The 17,963-nt window shown below is 68.7% G+C and carries 15 protein-coding genes and 1 pseudogene; 6 read left to right on the top strand and 10 right to left on the bottom strand.

Going from position 1 to position 17,963, the window contains the following annotated elements:
• The first annotated feature begins 16 nt into the window (after positions 1-16).
• Positions 17-1,357 (top strand): DUF3533 domain-containing protein, encoded by a 1,341-nt coding sequence (locus ACFC06_RS03630; RefSeq protein ID WP_375927491.1) that lies wholly within the window; start codon positions 17-19, stop codon positions 1,355-1,357.
• Positions 1,357-3,150: an AMP-dependent synthetase/ligase gene (locus ACFC06_RS03625; protein ID WP_375927490.1), complete on the top strand. Its 1,794-nt coding sequence runs from the start codon at positions 1,357-1,359 to the stop codon at positions 3,148-3,150. The genes ACFC06_RS03630 and ACFC06_RS03625 overlap by 1 nt, the downstream gene beginning before the upstream one ends.
• A gap of 20 nt (positions 3,151-3,170) precedes the next feature.
• Here the strand turns inward: ACFC06_RS03625 and ACFC06_RS03620 are convergent, their stop codons facing one another.
• From ACFC06_RS03620 to ACFC06_RS03610, 3 genes are all read right to left on the bottom strand, one after another.
• Positions 3,171-4,742: a succinic semialdehyde dehydrogenase gene (locus ACFC06_RS03620; RefSeq protein ID WP_375927488.1), complete on the bottom strand. Its 1,572-nt coding sequence runs from the start codon at positions 4,740-4,742 to the stop codon at positions 3,171-3,173.
• Positions 4,739-5,662 (bottom strand): acetoacetate decarboxylase family protein, encoded by a 924-nt coding sequence (locus tag ACFC06_RS03615; protein WP_375927486.1) that lies wholly within the window; start codon positions 5,660-5,662, stop codon positions 4,739-4,741. The genes ACFC06_RS03620 and ACFC06_RS03615 overlap by 4 nt, the downstream gene beginning before the upstream one ends.
• A gap of 89 nt (positions 5,663-5,751) precedes the next feature.
• A complete protein-coding gene (locus tag ACFC06_RS03610; RefSeq protein WP_375927484.1) occupies positions 5,752-6,327 on the bottom strand; it encodes a TetR/AcrR family transcriptional regulator in 576 nt (191 codons plus the stop codon).
• Between the two features lie 61 nt (positions 6,328-6,388).
• On the opposite strand from ACFC06_RS03610, the gene ACFC06_RS03605 reads away from it, so the two are divergent.
• The gene (locus ACFC06_RS03605) at positions 6,389-7,648 is read left to right on the top strand and encodes an NADH:flavin oxidoreductase/NADH oxidase family protein (protein WP_375927482.1); all 1,260 of its coding nucleotides are present in this window, start codon (positions 6,389-6,391) and stop codon (positions 7,646-7,648) included.
• Positions 7,649-8,084: 436 nt separating this feature from the next.
• Here ACFC06_RS03605 and ACFC06_RS03600 read toward each other — a convergent pair.
• Positions 8,085-8,306: pseudogene (locus tag ACFC06_RS03600) on the bottom strand (epoxide hydrolase N-terminal domain-containing protein); the annotation flags it as partial.
• A 130-nt stretch (positions 8,307-8,436) separates the two neighbouring features.
• Between ACFC06_RS03600 and ACFC06_RS03595 the strand changes: the two are divergent.
• Positions 8,437-10,041, top strand: coding sequence for an FAD-binding protein (locus ACFC06_RS03595; RefSeq protein WP_375927481.1), 1,605 nt, complete (start codon positions 8,437-8,439; stop codon positions 10,039-10,041).
• On the opposite strand, the gene ACFC06_RS03590 is transcribed toward ACFC06_RS03595, so the two are convergent.
• Together ACFC06_RS03590 and ACFC06_RS03585 are read right to left on the bottom strand one after the other, a co-directional pair.
• A complete protein-coding gene (locus ACFC06_RS03590; RefSeq protein WP_375927479.1) occupies positions 10,042-11,154 on the bottom strand; it encodes a winged helix DNA-binding domain-containing protein in 1,113 nt (370 codons plus the stop codon).
• Positions 11,155-11,227: 73 nt separating this feature from the next.
• Positions 11,228-12,784 carry an acyl-CoA carboxylase subunit beta gene (locus ACFC06_RS03585; protein ID WP_375927477.1) on the bottom strand — a complete coding sequence of 519 codons (1,557 nt, stop codon included), beginning with the start codon at positions 12,782-12,784 and terminating at the stop codon, positions 11,228-11,230.
• 167 nt (positions 12,785-12,951) lie between these two features.
• Here ACFC06_RS03585 and dinB point away from each other — a divergent pair, with 167 nt between their 5' ends.
• Both dinB and ACFC06_RS03575 read left to right on the top strand, forming a co-directional pair.
• Positions 12,952-14,184: a DNA polymerase IV gene (dinB, locus tag ACFC06_RS03580; RefSeq protein WP_375927475.1), complete on the top strand. Its 1,233-nt coding sequence runs from the start codon at positions 12,952-12,954 to the stop codon at positions 14,182-14,184.
• Between the two features lie 33 nt (positions 14,185-14,217).
• Positions 14,218-14,571, top strand: a complete 354-nt coding sequence (locus tag ACFC06_RS03575) for a PLD nuclease N-terminal domain-containing protein (protein WP_375927473.1) — start codon at positions 14,218-14,220, stop codon at positions 14,569-14,571.
• On the opposite strand, the gene ACFC06_RS03570 is transcribed toward ACFC06_RS03575, so the two are convergent.
• The 4 genes from ACFC06_RS03570 to ACFC06_RS03555 are packed head-to-tail and all read right to left on the bottom strand — an operon-like array spanning position 14,572 to position 17,955.
• A complete protein-coding gene (locus ACFC06_RS03570) occupies positions 14,572-15,450 on the bottom strand; it encodes a phosphoribulokinase (RefSeq protein WP_375927471.1) in 879 nt (292 codons plus the stop codon).
• A 9-nt stretch (positions 15,451-15,459) separates the two neighbouring features.
• On the bottom strand, positions 15,460-16,539 hold the full coding sequence (locus ACFC06_RS03565) for a class 1 fructose-bisphosphatase (RefSeq protein ID WP_375927469.1): 1,080 nt from the start codon (positions 16,537-16,539) through the stop codon (positions 15,460-15,462).
• The gene (locus ACFC06_RS03560) at positions 16,524-17,543 is read right to left on the bottom strand and encodes an AAA family ATPase (RefSeq protein WP_375927467.1); all 1,020 of its coding nucleotides are present in this window, start codon (positions 17,541-17,543) and stop codon (positions 16,524-16,526) included. Before ACFC06_RS03560 ends, ACFC06_RS03565 begins: the two co-directional genes overlap by 16 nt.
• Positions 17,533-17,955: a ribulose bisphosphate carboxylase small subunit gene (locus ACFC06_RS03555; RefSeq protein ID WP_375927465.1), complete on the bottom strand. Its 423-nt coding sequence runs from the start codon at positions 17,953-17,955 to the stop codon at positions 17,533-17,535. Before ACFC06_RS03555 ends, ACFC06_RS03560 begins: the two co-directional genes overlap by 11 nt.
• Positions 17,956-17,963 lie beyond the last annotated feature (8 nt).

Below are 17,963 nucleotides of genomic sequence, written 5' to 3'. Positions count from 1 at the left end.
GACTACTTTGTAGTCGATGACTACATTGTCCGATGCCATGACGAACGCCCCCGCACACCCGCAGCCACCCCGCCGACAGCGCACCATGCCGCTGCGCGAATGGCTGGCCCCGATCACCCTGGTCACCGTGCTCGCGGCTCTGCTGGGCACCATGTACCTCGGCTACACCACCGACCCCGAAAAACACCTGCACGACTTCCCGATCGCCCTGGTCAACCAGGACGTCGGCGACACCGTCGCGGGCGAACCCACCCACCTCGGCGACCAGATCACCACCGCCCTCACCGACGCCGTCCCCGCCGACAAGATCGACCTGCACACCCTCGGCATCAACGAAGCCCAGCGGCAACTGCAGAACGGCGAGGTCTACGGCGCCATCGTCATCCCCGGCGACTTCACCAAACGCGTCGCCATCCTCGCCGCCGCCTCCATTGTCCCCGGCGACATCGAACAACCGATCATCTCCGTGCTGACCAACCCCCGCGCCGGCACCCTCGCCGCCCAGATCATGCAGACCGTCGCCGACCAGGCCATGACCCAGGTCAACGCCACCGTCGGCACCCAGCTCGCCGGCCAGGTCCGCGCCGCCCTCGGCGACACCCCGCTCAGCGGCGCCGCGCAACGCCAGCTCGCCACCCCGATCGACATCGTCGTCACCGCCTACCACCCCCTGCCCGAAGGCACCGGACAGGGCCTGGCCGCCTTCTTCTACACCCTGGTCCTGCTCATCGTCGGCTTCAGCGGCGCCATGATGATCAACTCCCTCGTCGACGCCTCCCTCGGCTTCGTCCCCGCCGAATACGGCCCCTGGCACAAACCCACCACCCGCGCCCCCATCAGCCGCTGGCACACCCTGCTCGTCAAATGGGGCATCGCCGCCCTCAGCGCCCCCATCGCCTCCGCGGTCTTCCTCGGAATCGGTGCCGCACTGGACATGTCACTCGAACGGCCGCTGCTGCTGTTCCTCTACGGCACCCTGGCCATCACCGCCATCGCCGTCACCGGACTGTCGGTGATGGCCGCCTTCGGCACCGCGGGCCTGATGATCAACCTCATCGTGTTCGTCGTCCTGGGCATCCCGTCCTCCTCGGGCACCATCCCGCTCGAAGCCACCCCACGCTGGATCGCCGACATGGCCGCCTTCGAACCCATGCACCAGATCTACCTGGCCGTGCGCGCCATCCTGTTCTTCGACGGACACCTCGAAGCGGGCCTGGGCCGCGGCCTCGGCATGACCCTGGCCGGACTCGCCATCGGCCTGATCCTCGGCGCCGCCGCCACCCACACCTACGACCTGCGCGGCCTGCACCGCCTCGGCACCGGACCGCAACCGACCCGACCCGCGGAAGGCCACTGATGCCCGAGTTCCAAACCCCCGCCACCTACACCATCCCCGAACACGCCAACAACTCCGACAGCGTGTTCCGCCACGCCGAGAACACCCCGGACACCGTGCTGTTCCACCTCACCGACGACCACGGCAGCCTGCGCGAGGTCACCGCCGCCGAATTCGCCGCGACCGTCACCGCCGTCGCCAAGGGCCTGCTCGCCACCGGCATCGACCCCGGCGACCGCATCGCCATCATGGCGCCCACTCGCTACGAATGGGTCGTCCTCGACCACGCCATCTGGGCCTGCGGCGCCTGCACCGTCGCCATCTACGACAGCTCCGCCGCCGAACAAGCCCACTGGATCCTGCGCGACTCCGCCACCCGCCTGCTCATCGTCGACAGCGACCGGCACCGCCGCGTCATCGAGCAGATCGACCCCGCCACGCTGCCCGCCCTGCGCGAAACCCTCCAGATCGACCACGACCTGCTCGCCACCCTCACCGCGCGCGGCGCCCACCTCGACGACCACACCGTGCACACCCGCCGCGCCCAGGTCCGCGCCGACGACCCCGCCACCCTCATCTACACCTCCGGCACCACCGGCCGCCCCAAAGGCGTCCTGCTGTCGCACGCGAACCTCTACGGTGAATCCGCCTCCGACCGGATCGCCCTGGGAGACTTCGTCACCGAGGGCAACAAGACCCTGATGTTCCTGCCGCTGGCCCACGTCTTCGCCCGCGCGGTCACCCTCGCCGCCCTCGACGCGAAGGTCATCGTCGCCTTCAGCTCCGACTGGTCCACCCTCGTCGACCAATTCGGCGCCCACCGGCCACATTTCATCCTCGCCGTGCCCCGCGTCTTCGAGAAGGTGTTCCACGGCGCGAAACAGAAAGCCCACGCCGGCGGCAAGGGCCGGATCTTCGACCTTGCCGCCGACACCGCCATCGCCTGGAGCACCGCACTCGACACCGGCGGCCCCGGCCTGCTGCTGCGCGCCCGCCACGCCCTGTTCGACCGGCTCGTCTACCGCACGCTACGCACCGCCCTCGGCGGCCGATGCACCGCCGCGGTCTCCGGCGGCGGGCCCCTCGGCACCGACCTGGCCCACTTCTTCCGCGGCATCGGCATCACCATCCAGGAGGGCTACGGACTCACCGAAACCACCGCCGCCGTCACCGTCAACACACCCGGCCACACCCGCATCGGCACCGTCGGCCGCCCCACCGACGGCCACGCCGTCGCCATCGCCGACGACGGCGAACTGCTGCTGCGCGGCCCCGCCGTCTTCACCGGCTACTGGAACAACCCCGACGCCACCGCCGACGCCTTCACCGACGGCTGGTTCAGAACCGGCGACCTCGCCCGCATCGACGCCGACGGCTACCTCACCATCACCGGCCGCAAGAAGGAGATCATCGTGACCGCCGGCGGCAAGAACGTCGCCCCCGGCCTGCTCGAGGACTCCCTGCGCGCACACCCGCTGATCGCCCAGGCGATGGTCGTCGGTGACGGCGAACCGTTCGTCGCCGCCCTGCTCACCCTCGACCCCGACGCGCTGAGGCACTGGGCCGAAGACCACGACCTGCCCGCCGACACCCCGACCACCACCCTCCTCGACAACCCCGCCCTCACCGCCGAGATCGACGCCGCCCTCGCCCACACCAACACGAAGGTCTCCCACGCCGAAGCGATCAAGAAGACCCGCCTGCTACCCGACGAATGGACCGAAGCCACCGGCGAACTCACCCCGAAACAGTCCCTGCGGCGCACCGAGGTCATGAAGAAATACGCCGCCGAGATCGACGCGCTCTACCGCTGACGCTCGCCGCACCCGCGTGGTCATCGCGCACCCACCGCCTTCAACGTCTTCAACGCGCCGGTGAGAATCCGCGACCACTGCTGATGATCGATGCCCTTCGGCGGCGTGAAACCCTGTAGCCGCTGGTGTGCGACAGTCTGCGCCTCGGTGTATTTGAGCAGCCCGTCCGCGCCGTGCCGGCGACCCAGACCCGAATCGCCCATCCCGCCCATCGGTGCGTCCACGCTGCCCCACGCGGCCGCGAACGCCTCGTTCACATTGACCGTCCCCGCGTGCAACCGCGCCGCGACCGCCCGCCCGTGCGACCCACTGCGCGACCACACACTGGCATTGAGCCCATAGGAGGTGGCATTGGCCAGCGCGATCGCCTCCGACTCCGTCCGGAACGAATAGACCGACACCACCGGACCGAACGTCTCCTGCGCGAACAACGTCATCTCCGGCGTGACATCGGCCAGAATCGTCGGCTCGTGGAACAACGGCCCCACATCCGGGCGCGCCTTACCACCCGCGAGCACCGTCGCACCCTTGTCCACCGCGTCGGCGATGTGCGTGGTCACCGTCTCGAGCTGCGCCGCCGTCGTCAACGACCCCACATCGGCGGAGAAATCGAACGCCGCACCCAATTTCAGCTGCTGCGTACGTGCCACGAACGCCGCGACGAACTCCTCCCGGATCTCCTCGGCGACATACAACCGCTCGATCGACACACACAACTGGCCCGCCGACGGGAAGCACGCGGCCACCGCCCCCTCGGCAGCCTTCGCCACATCGGCGTCGGCGAGCACCACCATCGCGTTCTTGCCACCGAGTTCGAGGCTCGCCCCGATCAACCGCTCCCCGGCACCCCGGGCGATCAGACGACCACTGGCCGTGGACCCGGTGAACATCACATAGTCCGCACCCGCCAGCAGCGCGTCACCGATCGAACTGCCGCGACCGACCACCATCTGCCACACGTCCGCGGGCAGCCCGGCCTCACGCATCAGATCCAGCGCCCACAGCGCGGTCAGCGCCGTCTGGGTGTCGGGCTTCTGCACCACCGCATTACCCGCCAGCAACGCCGGAATCGCATCACCGGCAGCCATGCTCAACGGATAGTTCCACGGCGAGATCACCGTCACGACACCTTTCGGATGCCGCAACTCGGTCGTGTGCGTCAGCACCGGAATCGCACCCCGGCGCCGCTTCGGCGCGAGCAGCCCCGCGGCACTGCGTGCGTAATAGCGTGCGGTGATCGCGATATCGGTGACCTCGAGAAACGCGTCGCGGCGGGTCTTGCCGTTCTCGGCCTGCATCAGATCCAGCGCCTGGTCCTGCCGTTCGAGCACGAGATCGTGGAAACGCAACAGGATCCGGGCCCGCTCACGCACCGGCACCGCCGCCCAGCGAGCCTGCGCCTGACGGGCCCGCACGAAAGCGTCCTGCACGTCCGCGGGCGTCGAGACCGGCAGCGCGGCGAGCGGCTCACCGGTGTACGGGGCGTTCGTGATCGTGCGCTCCGCGTCCGGCGCCGCCGCGACCAGCGCCGACAGATGATCGACGAGCGGGGAGATGAACGTCGCGGGCAGGGGATTGGCGATGCGGGTCATGCGCGTGCCCCGTTCGGCACCGCGATCGGGACCGGCATGTGCAGGGCGTTCTGCCCCTCGGTCATCACATCGAACTGGATCGTCCTGAACGGCTTCAGCGATCGGATGTCATCGGAGACCTGTCCCGTGCCGAGCTGCAGGTCGACGCCACGGGGCAGCCGCGCGGTGCCCGACGAGAGGACATTGGTCTGGCTCAGCGTGGAATGCCAGGCGCCACCGATTTCGGTGTAGGAGGTGAGGCTCGAGACCTCCGCGCCCGTGGGGTGCGCGCTCTGGCGGGGCGTGCGCGCCGACAGCGCCACATCGGTCCCGCCGTCGGCATTCGCCACGCGCGCCGAGACCCGGTCGGTGTCGATGTCGACATCGATCTCGGTCACCCACTTCGGGAAGCCGTATCCGTCGTGCCCACGCACCTGCGCGATGTCACTGCTGACCGGCAGCGACAGCACATACGAATGCAGGTGATCGTTGCCCAGCCCGGAGAGCAGATCGACGAACCCGGGCGCCCCGTGACGGGCGGGCCGGACCCCGACGCCGACGGCGGCCTCGGTGTAGAAGTCGATGTCGCACACGTCGTAGCGGAAGAACATCACCGACACCAGCCCCACCCCGCGCACCAGCTCGAGCGGGGCCAGGTCCTCGGGCAGCCGGGTGCGGATGGCGCGTGTGGGCGCGAGCATCGTCAGCCGGGTGGTCGAGATCCGGTAGTAGAAGTTCGGGGTGAGGGTCGGGCCGATGGGGGAGTCGACCCGCACCTTCGGCAGCCGACGGAAGAAGTCGACGCTGCTGACGGAGGGGTCGCGCGCGATCTCGTCGAGATCGGGGTCCATCCGGTACCGGTCGTACAAGCCGCCCTTCGGGACTTCGACCGAGCGGCCACCCAGATCGACGGTGACCGATGGTGTGGACGTCGACGTCATGAAACATCTCCTGCCGTGTTTACGGTGCTTACATGAGACAGGCTAGGCCTACATGTGAGCGCTGTCAACACTGGGCTTCGGCGGCCCTGCTAGCCGTCTACCGACATGATCGCGGCGAACGCGGCCCGGACATGATCGGCCACGTCGTCGCCGGATTCCGCTACGAGCTTCCCGTCGAGATGCAACGACGCGAGCCCGTGCGCCAGCCCCCACTCCGCCGAAGCCAGGGCCTCGACATCCGACCCGGGAAAGACGCGATCCATGCCGACGCGCAGCAGATCGTGGATCTCCGCGGCCGCCCGAACCCGCTCCTCGCTGCCCTCGTCGCAGGAGTTCTCGAACATCAACCGGAACAGCGCGGGCCGACGGAGGGCGAATTCGACATAGGCGACCGCGAAATCGCCGAGATCCGCCGGAACCGACGGCAGCTGACGCCCCTCGGGCAGATCCGCTTTCAGATCACGCAGACCTTGGGCGGCCAGGGCCGACTCCAGTGCGTCACGATCGGCGAAGTGCCGGTACGGGGCAGTGGGGGAGACGCCCGCCTCGCGCGCGACGGCGCGCAGCGAGAACGGCTCCCCGGCTTCGAGCATGCGCATCGCCGTCGTCAGGAGCGAGGCTCGCAGGTCGCCGTGATGGTAACCACTCCGCAGTGAAGTTGACACCGTATACACCCCTTCCTAGGCTTATGTGAGCAACGTAAACATACCGCAGACAGGAGCCGCGATGCCATCCGCCGTCCCCGCCACGATCTCGCCGATCTTCGACCCGTTCACCCTCCCGAACGGATCGGTCCTGCCGAACAGGCTGGCCAAGGCGGCCATGGAGGAGAACATGGCCGTGCGCGGACAACTGCCCGGCGCGGCCCTGTTCCGGCTCTACGAGGCATGGAGCCGCGGCGGCGCCGGTCTGATCGTCACCGGCAACGTCATGGTCCACGCCGAAGCGCTCACCGGCCCCGGCGGCGTCGTCCTCGACGCGCAGTCACCGATGGAACCCTTCCGGCAGTGGGCAGCGGCCGCCAAGAGCGGTGGCGCGAAGGTGTGGATGCAGATCAACCACCCCGGCAGGCAGATCCGCGCCGACATGCCCGGCGTCGCCTGGGGCCCCTCTGCCGTCAAGGTCGATATCGGCAAGAACAGCAAACGCTTCGCCGACCCGGTCGCGATGACCGCCGAACAGATCGACCAGACCGTCCAGCGCTTCGCCGAAACCGCCCGCCGCGCCGAGGAAGCCGGCTTCGACGGCGTCGAGATCCACGCCGCCCACGGCTACCTGCTCTCCCAGTTCCTCTCGCCACTGACCAACCAGCGCACCGACCGCTGGGGCGGCAGCCTCGACAACCGCGCCCGGCTACTGCTCGACATCACCCGCGCCGTCCGCGCAACGGTCGCCCCCACCTTCACCGTCGCCGTCAAACTCAACTCCGCCGACTTCCAGCGCGGCGGTTTCGACGCCGACGACGCCGCCCACGTCATCGACCTGCTCGCCCCGCTCGGCGTCGATGTCGTCGAACTCTCCGGCGGCAGCTACGAGGCGCCTGCCATGACCGGCCAAGCCGGCGACGAGCGCAGCCGAGCCCGCGAGGCCTACTTCCTCACCCTCGCCGAGGAACTCGCCGCGAAGAGCCCGCTGCCCCTGATGCTCACCGGCGGCATCGTCCGCCGCCCCGTCGCCGAGGAAGTCCTCGCCGGCGGAATCGAACTCGTCGGCATGGGCAGCGCCCTCGCCGTCGACCCCGACCTCCCGAACCGCTGGCACCAGGACGCCACCGCCAAGGTGGAACTGACCCCCGTCACCATCAAGGACAAAGCCGTGGCCTCCGCCGCGGGCATGGCCCGCATCCGCCAGCAACTCCGCCGCCTCGGCACCAACCGCCGCCCGCGCCCCGGCATCAGCCCAAAGCTCGCCCTCGTCAAGGAAACCGTCCTCCAGCAGTTCGCCCTGCGCCGCTACCGAACCTGGCTGAACAGCCGAACCGCATGAATCCCTGCACTCAGCCACCCTCCGTCAATACGTCACAGTGACGTATTGACGGAGGGTGGGGAAGTGGAGGGGAGTGGGCCCCAAGGGTTTTCGGCAACCGCTCGAACCCGGAGTCCCACGCAATACCCAGCTCTACACGCGGTATCCCGATCCATCGCGAACAATCATGAATGAACCGAAGACTCGAAATCCAGCCGAACCGGGCCCGCAAGACCTGAAAGTTGGATGCACGAATCGGACACCAATGCATCTGACGCCGAACGTGCGAGCCTCGGAGCGGCCAGCCGAACGGCTCGGGCTCGGGCGAGTGCAGGTCGCCGAATGACTATGGACGCCGACGAAACGCACCGAAAAGCCCCACCTGACCGGTCCGGTTCAAACGCCGATAATGCACATTATGTCAAGTAATGCTGATCTTGTCGGCATCCAGCACTGCCCCGAGTCGTTCCTGGTCGACGACATCGACCAGGTCGGCCAGCGGGACGCCCTGGTCCCAGCGTCGCGGGCCGGGTGCGGCGGGGTGGACGGTCCCCGCTTCCGGCAGCCGTGCCGCGGCTAATCGCGCCTGCAGATCGTCGAGGTCCGCTTCCGTCGCGCGCGCCCGGAACGGTTGCACGGAGGCCGCGGCGAGGTCGTCGTCGGTGTGTAGCTGTTCCATACCTTTCGGGTTCCCGATTTCCGTCACGCCATCGGCGTCGGCGACCGGACAACTCCCCTGCCCATTTTCTAGAACACGTTATAGTTGTGTTCGCGGTGGCAACGGGGCTACCGCGCGGAAGGTGGTACGTGTGCGGGCCTGGGACGATGAAGCCGATATCGTGGTGGTCGGGTACGGCGGAGCGGGAGTGTGCGCGGCGCTGGCGGCGCGTGAGGGTGGGGCGGATGTCCTCGCGGTGGACCGGTATCTGGGCGGCGGGGCGACCGTGTTGTCCGGCGGGATCGTCTACGCGGGTGGCGGAACGTGGGTGCAGCGCGAGGCCGGGATCGACGACGATGTCGACAATATGATCGCCTACCTGGAGGCCGAGGTCGGTGACGCGGTGAGCGCGGCGACACTGCGCCGGTTCTGTGAGCAGTCCCCCGCGATGATCGACTGGCTGACCGAGCACGGCGTGCCGTTCGAGGCGTCGGTGTGCCCGTACAAGACCTCCTACCCCACCGACGACTACTACCTCTACTACTCCGGCAGCGAGAACTCCGGCGGATACCGGGAGATCGCGAAGCCGCGTCAGCGAGGTCATCGCGCGCACGGTCGCGGTGTCTCGGGCAAGGCGCTGTTCGGCCCGCTGGCGTCATCGGCGGCGGCGCACGGTGTCCGGGTGCGCACCGGTACCAGGACGACACGGCTCGTGCTCGAGGGCGGCCGGGTGACGGGGATCGAAGCGGTCACCCTCGACAACGCGCCCGCCTCGGTGCGGCGCCGTTTCGCCGCGCTGGCCCGGATCTCGTCGAAACCCGGTGTGTACCACCAGGGTCTGCGTGCCGCGGTGCAGAAGCTGCTGGACCGGATCGAACGCGTGCACGGTGTGCCGGTGCGCATCAAGGCCCGTTCGGGAGTCGTCCTCACCACCGGAGGGTTCATCGCCAACGGCGCGATGGTCGCCCGGCACTCCCCTGCCTATCCGTGGTCGCAGGGTCTGCCCCTCGGCACGGCCGCCGACGACGGCAGCGGTATCACCATGGCACTGGATGCCGGGGCGGCGAGCGGCAAGATGGACGCGCTGTCGACCTGGCGTTTCATCGCCCCGCCGAGCGCCTTCTTCGGCGCCGTCGCGGTGGACGCCGACGGCAGGCGCATGATCGACGAATCCCGCTACGGTGCGGCCCTGGGTGCGGCGATCGCCGCGGCGCCGGGCCATCGCGCGTGGCTGCTCGTCGACGCCGAGCTCGCCGCGCAGGCTCGCGCGCAGCTGGGTGGTCAGTCGGTGTGGTTCCAGCGCATGCAGACCGAGCGTTTGCTGCGGATCGGCAGTGTCTCGGGCGGAACGGTCGAGGAGGTCGCCCGGCGCGCGGGTGTCGACGCGGCCGGCCTTCGTGCGACGGTCGACGCGCACAATCACGCGATCGAGCGCGACTCCCCCGACCCGCTCGGCAAGCCGGACGATCTGCGCACGCCGATCCGCACCGGCCCGTTCACGCTGCTGGACATCTCGTTCACCGCCCGGCTCACCTATCCCATGCCGATGCTCACCCTGGGCGGTGTGCTCGTCGACGAGGACACCGGTGCGGTGCGTGCCGAGTCCGGCGGGACCATCCCGGGTCTGTACGCGGCTGGGCGCGCGGCGGTCGGGATCTGCTCGAACGGCTATGTCAGTGGGTTGTCGCTGGCGGATTGCGTGTTCTCGGGCCGGCGTGCGGGCGCGCACAGCGTCGAGGAGTTCCAGCGCGGCTGATCAGGCGAGACGGGCGGTGAGGCCGGGGGTCCCGCTCGCTGCGGCCAGTCGATCCACGGCGGCGGCGAGCGCGCGTTTCGGCAGCGTCTGTGAGTCGAAGGTCGACACGACGATCTCGCCGTCGGCTTGTTCCCAGGTTCCGGCGATCCGGCCGTCGACGAGGACCAGGGGCGAGATCCACCCGGCGGCGCGGCTGACCTCGGCGCGGTGTTCGGCGGGCAGCATGGTGGTGTCGCCGGTGCCGGGGCCCAACACGTACTGGTCGAACGGTCCGAGCAGGTGGATGGCGCCGTCGAGGGTGGCGGTGGCGAGTTCGTCGGCGTGTTCGGTGAGGATCCAGCCGGTGGTGCCGTCGATGTCGACTTCGGTGAGTGTGTCGCCGAGGTCGGCGAACCAGCGGCGCACGACGGTCTTGCGGAGGTTGTTGCGGCTGAGCCAGGCGTCGAAGGTTTCCGGTTTCGCCGGGCCGTAGGCGCCGAGGTAGGCGGTGATGAGGGTGGGTGCGGCGGTGTCGGGGTCGGGTACGCCGGTCCAGCCGGGGATCTGGTGGGCGGGGGCGGTGAAGGTGATCTTGGTGCCGCGGGCGGGGCCGTGGCACAGGGCGCCCTGCCAGGCGAGGGGTTTGAGGACCGCGCCCCAGCCGGAGCGCAGTTGCTCACCGAGGTGGGCGAATCCGGGTTCGGCGAGGACGGCGTCGACGAGTTCGTCGCGGGTGAGCACCTGGTCGGCCAGGATGTCGGTGACGACCTGCACGAGGGCGGTGACCTGTTCGGGGGTGGCGCCGAAGGTCTTCTGCCAGGACGGCTTCTCCCAGGTGCGTGCCGACCCGATCAGCGCCAGTGCGGCGGCGGCGTGCTCGGGGGTCATGGCGTGCAGGGTGCCGCGCATGGCCCAGGTCTTGACGAGGTCGCCCGTGGCGAGCGCGGTGGCGACGGCCTCGGGTGTGGGCTCGCTACTGCGCACGGCGGCAGCGGTTTCCGCGGCGGAGGCGACCTGCGCCTGGAGTCCGGCGAGTCGTTCGGCGATCGCGACCGGTCCCGCGTCGGTGGGAGTGGTGAGGAACTGCCTGTTCATCCGCCAGGCGAACACCTGATCCCAGCCGACCTCGAGCACGACCCACTCCCCTGTTTCCCGGCGGACTGCCACCGCGACAGCCGGTTTCACCCTACCGGCTGTCGCGGTGTACTCACATCGAGTAGAGGCTGTGTTTGCGCGGGTTGAACTCCTGGGAGACGGGGTGTTTGTCGCGCAGCAGGCGCAGGGCGTGGCGGATCTCGAGGCGGGTTCGGGAGGGTTCGATGACGGCGTCGATGTAGCCGCGTTCGGCGGCGACCCAGGGGGTGGCGACGGTTTCGTTGTACTGGTTGATCATGAAGTCGCGGGCGGCGGCGCGGTGTTCCTCGGGCACAGCCATGAGCTGGCGCCTGCCGATGAGGTCGACGGCGCTCTCGGCGCCGATGACGGCGATGCGGGCGGTGGGCCAGGCGAAGCTGATGTCGGCGCCGAGCTGTTTGCAGGCCATCATGCCGTAGGCGCCGCCATAGGATTTGCGGACGACGAGGTTGATGATCGGCACGGTGGCTTCGATGATCGCGCGGGGTACGCGGCCGCCGCGGATGATGACGCCGTTGTTCTCCTCCTCGACGCCGGGCAGCACGCCGGGGGTGTCGGCGACGAAGACGAGCGGGATGTTGAAGGCGTCGCAGAGCCGGATGAAGTAGGTGGATTTGTCGGAGCAGGCGGCGTCGATGGAGCCGCCGAGCACGAGTGGCTGGTTGGCGACGACGCCGACGGTGCGGCCGTCGACGCGGGCGAATCCGGTGATGAGGTTGGGGGCGAAGGCGGCGCGGATCTCGTGGAATTCGCCGTCGTCGAAGATGCGCAGCAGGATTTCGTGCATGTCGTAGCCGCTGCGGTCGGAATCGGGGATGATGCGGTCGAGTTCGCGGTCGCTGGCGGTGATCTCGGGTTCGAGGCCGGGGTTGACCAGTGGGGGTTGTTCCAGGCAGCTCGATGGCATGTAGCCGAGGTAGGTGCGAGCCCAGTCGAAGGCTTGCTGTTCGGTGTCGGTGACGTGGTGGATGACGCCGCGGCGGGCCTGCACTTCGGCGCCGCCGAGGTCTTCGGCGCTGACGTCTTCGCCGGTGACGGCTTTGATGACTTCGGGTCCGGTGACGAACATGTAGGCGTTCTGGGTGCCGACGAGCACGTCGGTGTTGATGGGTCCGTAGACCGCGCCCGCGGCGCATTTGCCGAGCATGATCGAGACCTGCGGGACGTAGCCGGAGAGTTTGGCCTGCACGCGGCTCATGTGCCCGAACCAGGCGATGGAGGCGACGGCGTCCTGGATGCGGGCGCCGCCGGAGTCGTTGATGGTGACGACGGGGCAGGCTTTTTCGAAGGCGAACTGGAGTGCTTTGGTGAGTTTGCGGCCGAACATCTCGCCGACGGAGCCGCCGTAGACGGTCTGGTCGTGGGCGATGACGACGACGGGGCGGCCTTCGATGAGCCCGTGGCCGGTGACGACGCCGTCGCCGTACATGGCGTCGTTCTTGCCGGGTTGTCTGGCGAGGGCGCCGATTTCGAAGAAGGTGCCGGGGTCGAGCAGGGTGGTGACGCGGGAGCGGACGCTGGGGATGTTCTTCTTGGCGCGTTTGGCGACCGCGGATTCTCCGGCGGGTTCCGCGGCGATCTCCAGGATCTTGGTGAGTTCGTCGAGCTTTTCCTGGGTACTACCGACCACGCCGCCAACCTTTCGAACCGTGCTGTGTGCGGTGGTGACGTTAGAGCGTGTGGCGCGTCGGTGCGGCGTGGCGGGTGAGTTCGGGGAAAGGTCACAGTGGATGACCGTGTAGTGCCGGGTTTACGACATGTCGGTTGCCCGGAGTTGTCGGACATCGATGCGAACATATGTTCGTGTCCGACCCTGTTGCTCCTCGTCCGCGTATCCGGTCCCGTGCCGAGGCGTCGATCCTGCATGCCGATCTGGATTCCTTCTACGCCTCGGTGGAGCAGCGGGATCAGCCGTGGTTGCGGGGCAAGCCGGTGCTGGTGGGTGGCGGGGTGGTGTTGGCGGCGAGCTATGAGGCCAAGGCGTTCGGTGTCCGCACGCCGATGAATGCCGGGCAGGCGGTGCGGTTGTGTCCGCAGGCGGTGATCGTGCCGCCCCGGATGTCGGCCTATGCCGAGGCGAGCAAGGCCGTGTTCGCGGTGTTCGCAGACACCACCCCGGTGGTGGAGGGCATCTCGATCGACGAGGCGTTCCTGGATGTGGGTGGTTTGCGGCGGATCAGCGGCGAGCCGGCCGAGATCGCGCAGCGCCTGCGCGCCCGGGTCCGGACAGAGGTGGGGTTGCCGATCTCGGTCGGGATCGCGCGCACCAAGTTCCTGGCGAAGGTGGCCTCCGCGGTCGCCAAGCCCGACGGGTTGCGGGTGGTGGAGCCCGATCGCGAGCTCGAGTTCCTGCATCCGCTGCCGGTGCAGCGATTGTGGGGTGTCGGTGTGGTGACGGCGGCGAAGCTGCATGCCGCGGGGATCACCCGGGTCGGGCAGCTCGCGCACGCGGGCGAGGCGGAGTTGCGGATGCTGCTGGGCCCCGCGGCGGCGCGGCACCTGTTCGCGCTGGCGTGGGCGCGGGACCCGCGCCGGGTGGAGACCGGCAAGCGGCGCCGTTCGATCGGCGCGCAGCGGGCACTGGGTCGCCGCGCCCGGGAGCCGGAGGAGATCGCGGCGTTCCTGGACGGGCTCACCGATCGTCTGGGCCGGCGATTACGTGCCGCGGATCGCGTGTGCCGCACGGTGGTCCTGCGGCTGCGTTTCGACGACTTCTCCCGGGCCACCCGCTCCCACACCCTGGTCGAGGCCACCGATTCCTCGGCGGCGATCCGTCACGCCGCCCGGCTGCTGCTGGACGCGGCGCACCCGTTGATCGCCGAACGCGGTATCACCCTGATCGGGTTGTCGCTGACCAATCTCGACGACGCCGACACCATGCAGCTCACCTTGCCGCTGGCTCCGCGCGCGGAGAACACCCTCGATGCCACTCTGGACGATCTGCGGCGCCGGTTCGGTTCGGCGGCGATCACCCGTGCGGCGCTGCTGAACTCGGGTGAGGGGTTGTCGGTGCCGTTGCTGCCGGACTGAACCCGCGGCGGGGCGGCATGCGATGATGCTGCGATGCACTATGCCGTCATCGGCTTTCTGACCCTTGCCCTGTGGGTGTACTGCCTGGTCGACATCGTCACCAGTCCCGACGCGGGGATCCGTCATCTCCCGAAGCTGGGGTGGCTGCTCGTGGTGGTGTTGATCCCCACCGTGGGTGCGCTGCTGTGGCTGTTCGCGGGCCGTCCGGTGGGCGAGTCCCGGCCGGTGTCGAACACCCGCTACAGCGAGTACGACCGGCCCGGTCGCGCGGTGGCGTCCAATCCCGATGACGACGAGGCGTTCCTGCGCGGGTTGCGTGAGCGGGCCGAGGCGCAGCGGCGTGAGGCGCGCCGTCAGCAGGCCGAGCGCGAGCAGGACGAGGCCTGATCAGAGCAGTCGCTGGGGGCGTTTGTCCATCAGGCGCAGGATCAGCGGGGTGAAGATGAGCTGCATGGCCAGTTCCATCTTCCCGCCGGGCACGACGATGCAGTTGGTGCGTGACATGAACGAGTCGTGCAGCATCGACAGCAGATACGGGAAGTCGATCACTTTGGGGTCGGCGAAGCGGATCACCACGAAGCTCTCGTCGGCGGTGGGGATGCTGCGGGCGATGAACGGGTTGGAGGTGTCGACCGTGGGCACCCGCTGGAAGTTGACGTAGGTGCGCGAGAACTGCGGGCAGATGTATTTCACGTAGTCGGGCATGCGTCGCAGGATGGTGTCGATGACGGCTTCGCTGGAGTAGCCGCGGTGGGTCTTGTCCCGGTAGACCTTCTGGATCCATTCGAGGTTGATGATCGGCACGACACCGACGAGCAGGTCGGTGTAGCGGGCGACGTCGACGGTGTCGGTGGCCGCGGCACCGTGCAGGCCTTCGTAGAACAGCAGGTCGCTGCCGGGGGTGAGGTCTTCCCACGGGGTGAAGGTGCCCGCGGGCTGGCCGTAGGGTTTGGCTTCCTCGTCGTCGTGCAGGTATCGGCGGACCTGGCCGACGCCGGTCTCGCCGTATTCGCGGAACAGGGTTTCCAGTTCGGGCAGCAGGTTGGCGTCTTCGCCGAAGTGCGAGAACGTGGTGTTGCGTTGCTGTTCGGCTTCGGCCATCGCCAGTTTCATCTCGGCGCGGTCGTAGCGGTGGAACGAATCGCCTTCCACGACGGCGGCGTTGATCCCTTCGCGCCGGAAGATCTCCTCGAAGGTGCGGGTCACGCTGGAGGTGCCCGCCCCGGAGGACCCGGTGATCGCGACGACGGGATGTTTGATCGACATGGCTGCCTCCTAGGTGCGCTGGTCGTGGCGGGCGGGCCGGAACAGCGACCGGCTGCCGAACAGTGAGCTGTCGAAGCTGGGGCCTTCGTCGGGTTCGCTGTGGTAGCGCTCGATGCGCAGCACTTCGTTGCGGGAGCCGAAGATGAACGGCACCCGCTGATGGACGTCGGTGGGTGGCACGAGCATCATGCGGTCGTGGCCGGTGGTGGCCGCCCCGCCGGCCTGTTCGACGATGAACGCGATCGGGTTGGCCCCGTACAGCAGCGAAACCCGCCCGGGGCGGGCGGGGTTTCGGGTGTCGCGGGGGTAGAGGTAGACGCCGCCGCGGGTCAGGATGTGGAAGGTGTCGGCGACCAGGGAGGCCACCCAGCGCATGTTGAAGTCGCGTCCGCGTGGCCCGTCGAGGCCCTGCAGACACTCCTGGACGTAGCGGCGCACGGGTCGTTCCCAGAAGCGTTCGTTGGCGGCGTTGATGGCGAATCCGGCGGTGTCGGGCGGGATGCGCATGTGCGGGTGGGTCAGGACGAACGCGCCGATCTCGCGGTCGAGGGTGAACCCGTCGACGCCGCTGCCGGTGGTGATCACCAGCATGGTCGCGGGCCCGTAGAGGGTGAACCCGGCGCACACCTGCTGTAGGCCGGGTTGCAGGAAGTCGTGGTCGCCCGCGCCGTCGGGCAGGTCGCGGGGGGCGCGCAGGATGCTGAAGATAGAGCCGACGGGCAGGTTGACGTCGATATTGCTCGATCCGTCCAGCGCGTCGTAGGCCAGCAGGTACTTGCCGCGGTGTGCGGTGGCCGGGATGGGCAACGCGCTGGGTCGCCGTTCCGACAGCAGCCCCGACAGGTGCCCGGTCCATTGGGTCTGCCCGACCATGATGTCGTCGGTCAGCACATCGAGGCGCCCGCTGACCGACTCCGCCTCCCCGCCGCGCCCAGAGGCGATGATCGCGCCGCGGGTCACCTGGTTGGCGATGATCTTCGTCGCGGTCGCCACCACATTGACCAGTGCGGAGAACTCCCCGGAGGAGCCGGGATGGCGGTGTTCCTCCTCGATCGTGTAGCGGGTGAGGGTTTTCAGTCCGTCCGGCATGGCGTGGGGATCACCTCCTCGCCGAGGTCGGTGAACACGCTGCTGCCGTAGACGTCGCGATCGCACAGGGTGATCAGGTCGGTTCTCGACAGCGGCCGGGCCGCTTCGACGAGCCGTTTGGCCTGCCGCAACCGGCAGCGGTCGATGGCGTTGCGCACGCTGCGGGCGTTGGAGAAGCGCGGCTTGGTCATGCGCACGGTCAGGTATTCGGCGAAGGCGGCGTGCGCGTCGGCGTCGAAGCGGAAGTTCTCCCCCGCGACCATGAGTTCGGCGATGCCGAGGAGTTCGCCGTGGGTGTAGTCGCTGAATTCGAGGTGGTGGGCCACCCGGGAGGACAGGCCGGGGTTGGCGGAGAAGAACCGGTCCATCCGGTCGGGGTAGCCGGCGAAGATGACGACCAGGTTGGCGCGTTCGTTCTCCATCTCCTGCAGCAGGATCTCGATGACCTCCTGCCCGTAGTCGCGTTCGTTCTCGGGCCGGAACAGGTAGTAGGCCTCGTCGATGAACAGCACCCCGCCCGCGGCCTTGGCGATGGCCTCCTTGGTCTTGGGTGCGGTGTGGCCGATGAACTGGCCGACCAGGTCGTCGCGGGTGACGGTGTGCACCTTGGGTTTGCGGATGTAGCCCAGGGCGTGCAGCATCTGCGCCATCCGCATGGCCACGGTGGTCTTGCCGGTGCCGGGGCCGCCGGTGAAGCTCATGTGCATGGTCGGGCGCGAGGATTCCAGGCCGAAGCGGCGCCGGGCCCGGTCGATCATGAGCAGCGCGGCGATCTCGCGGACGCGTTCCTTCACATTCGCCAGCCCGATGAGTTCGGCGTCGAGCGCGGCCAGTGTTTCGGCGACGTCGTGGCCGGCCAGGTCGAGGGACAGGTCCAACAGCGCGTCCTCGCTCAGCGGTTCCTCGGTCGCGATCGCTTCGGGGGCCGGGGGCCGGGACGGCCGGGCGTCACCGACGCCCGGCCGCACCAACCGGAATCCGCCCGCGGATTCCTCAGCCGCCATACCGGTGTCCCTGCGGACGATCGGTGGCGTAGGACCGCACGCTGTAGTTCTGGCGGCGGTCGGCGGCCTCGGTGCGCACCAGTTCGAAACCGGGTTCCTCGGCGGGGCGTTGCACCAGGAAACTCAGGGCCGTGGTCTGTTTGGTGTAGGTGGCGTCGTAGGCGTTGACCCGCACGTAGTGGCGGGGGAAGGTCGCGCGGCAGGCGTTGACCTCGGCCATCACTCCGTCGGGTTCGTCGAGGTCGAACAGCGGCAGCCCCCACATCTCCCAGTAGGTGTTGCGCGGGTGCGGATCGTCGGTGTATTCGATCGAGACCGGCCAGCCGTTGAGCAGCGCGTAGCGCACCTGTGCGGCGATCTCGGTGTCGGTGAGTTCGGGCAGATACGAGAACGTCCCGTGGCGCAGATACATCGGGTCTC

This window comes from Nocardia sp. NPDC056064 (assembly GCF_042266925.1).
Taxonomy (GTDB): Bacteria; Actinomycetota; Actinomycetes; order Mycobacteriales; family Mycobacteriaceae; genus Nocardia.
Note: the sequence above shows the minus strand (reverse complement) of the source record. Positions and strands in the feature narration are given on the sequence as shown.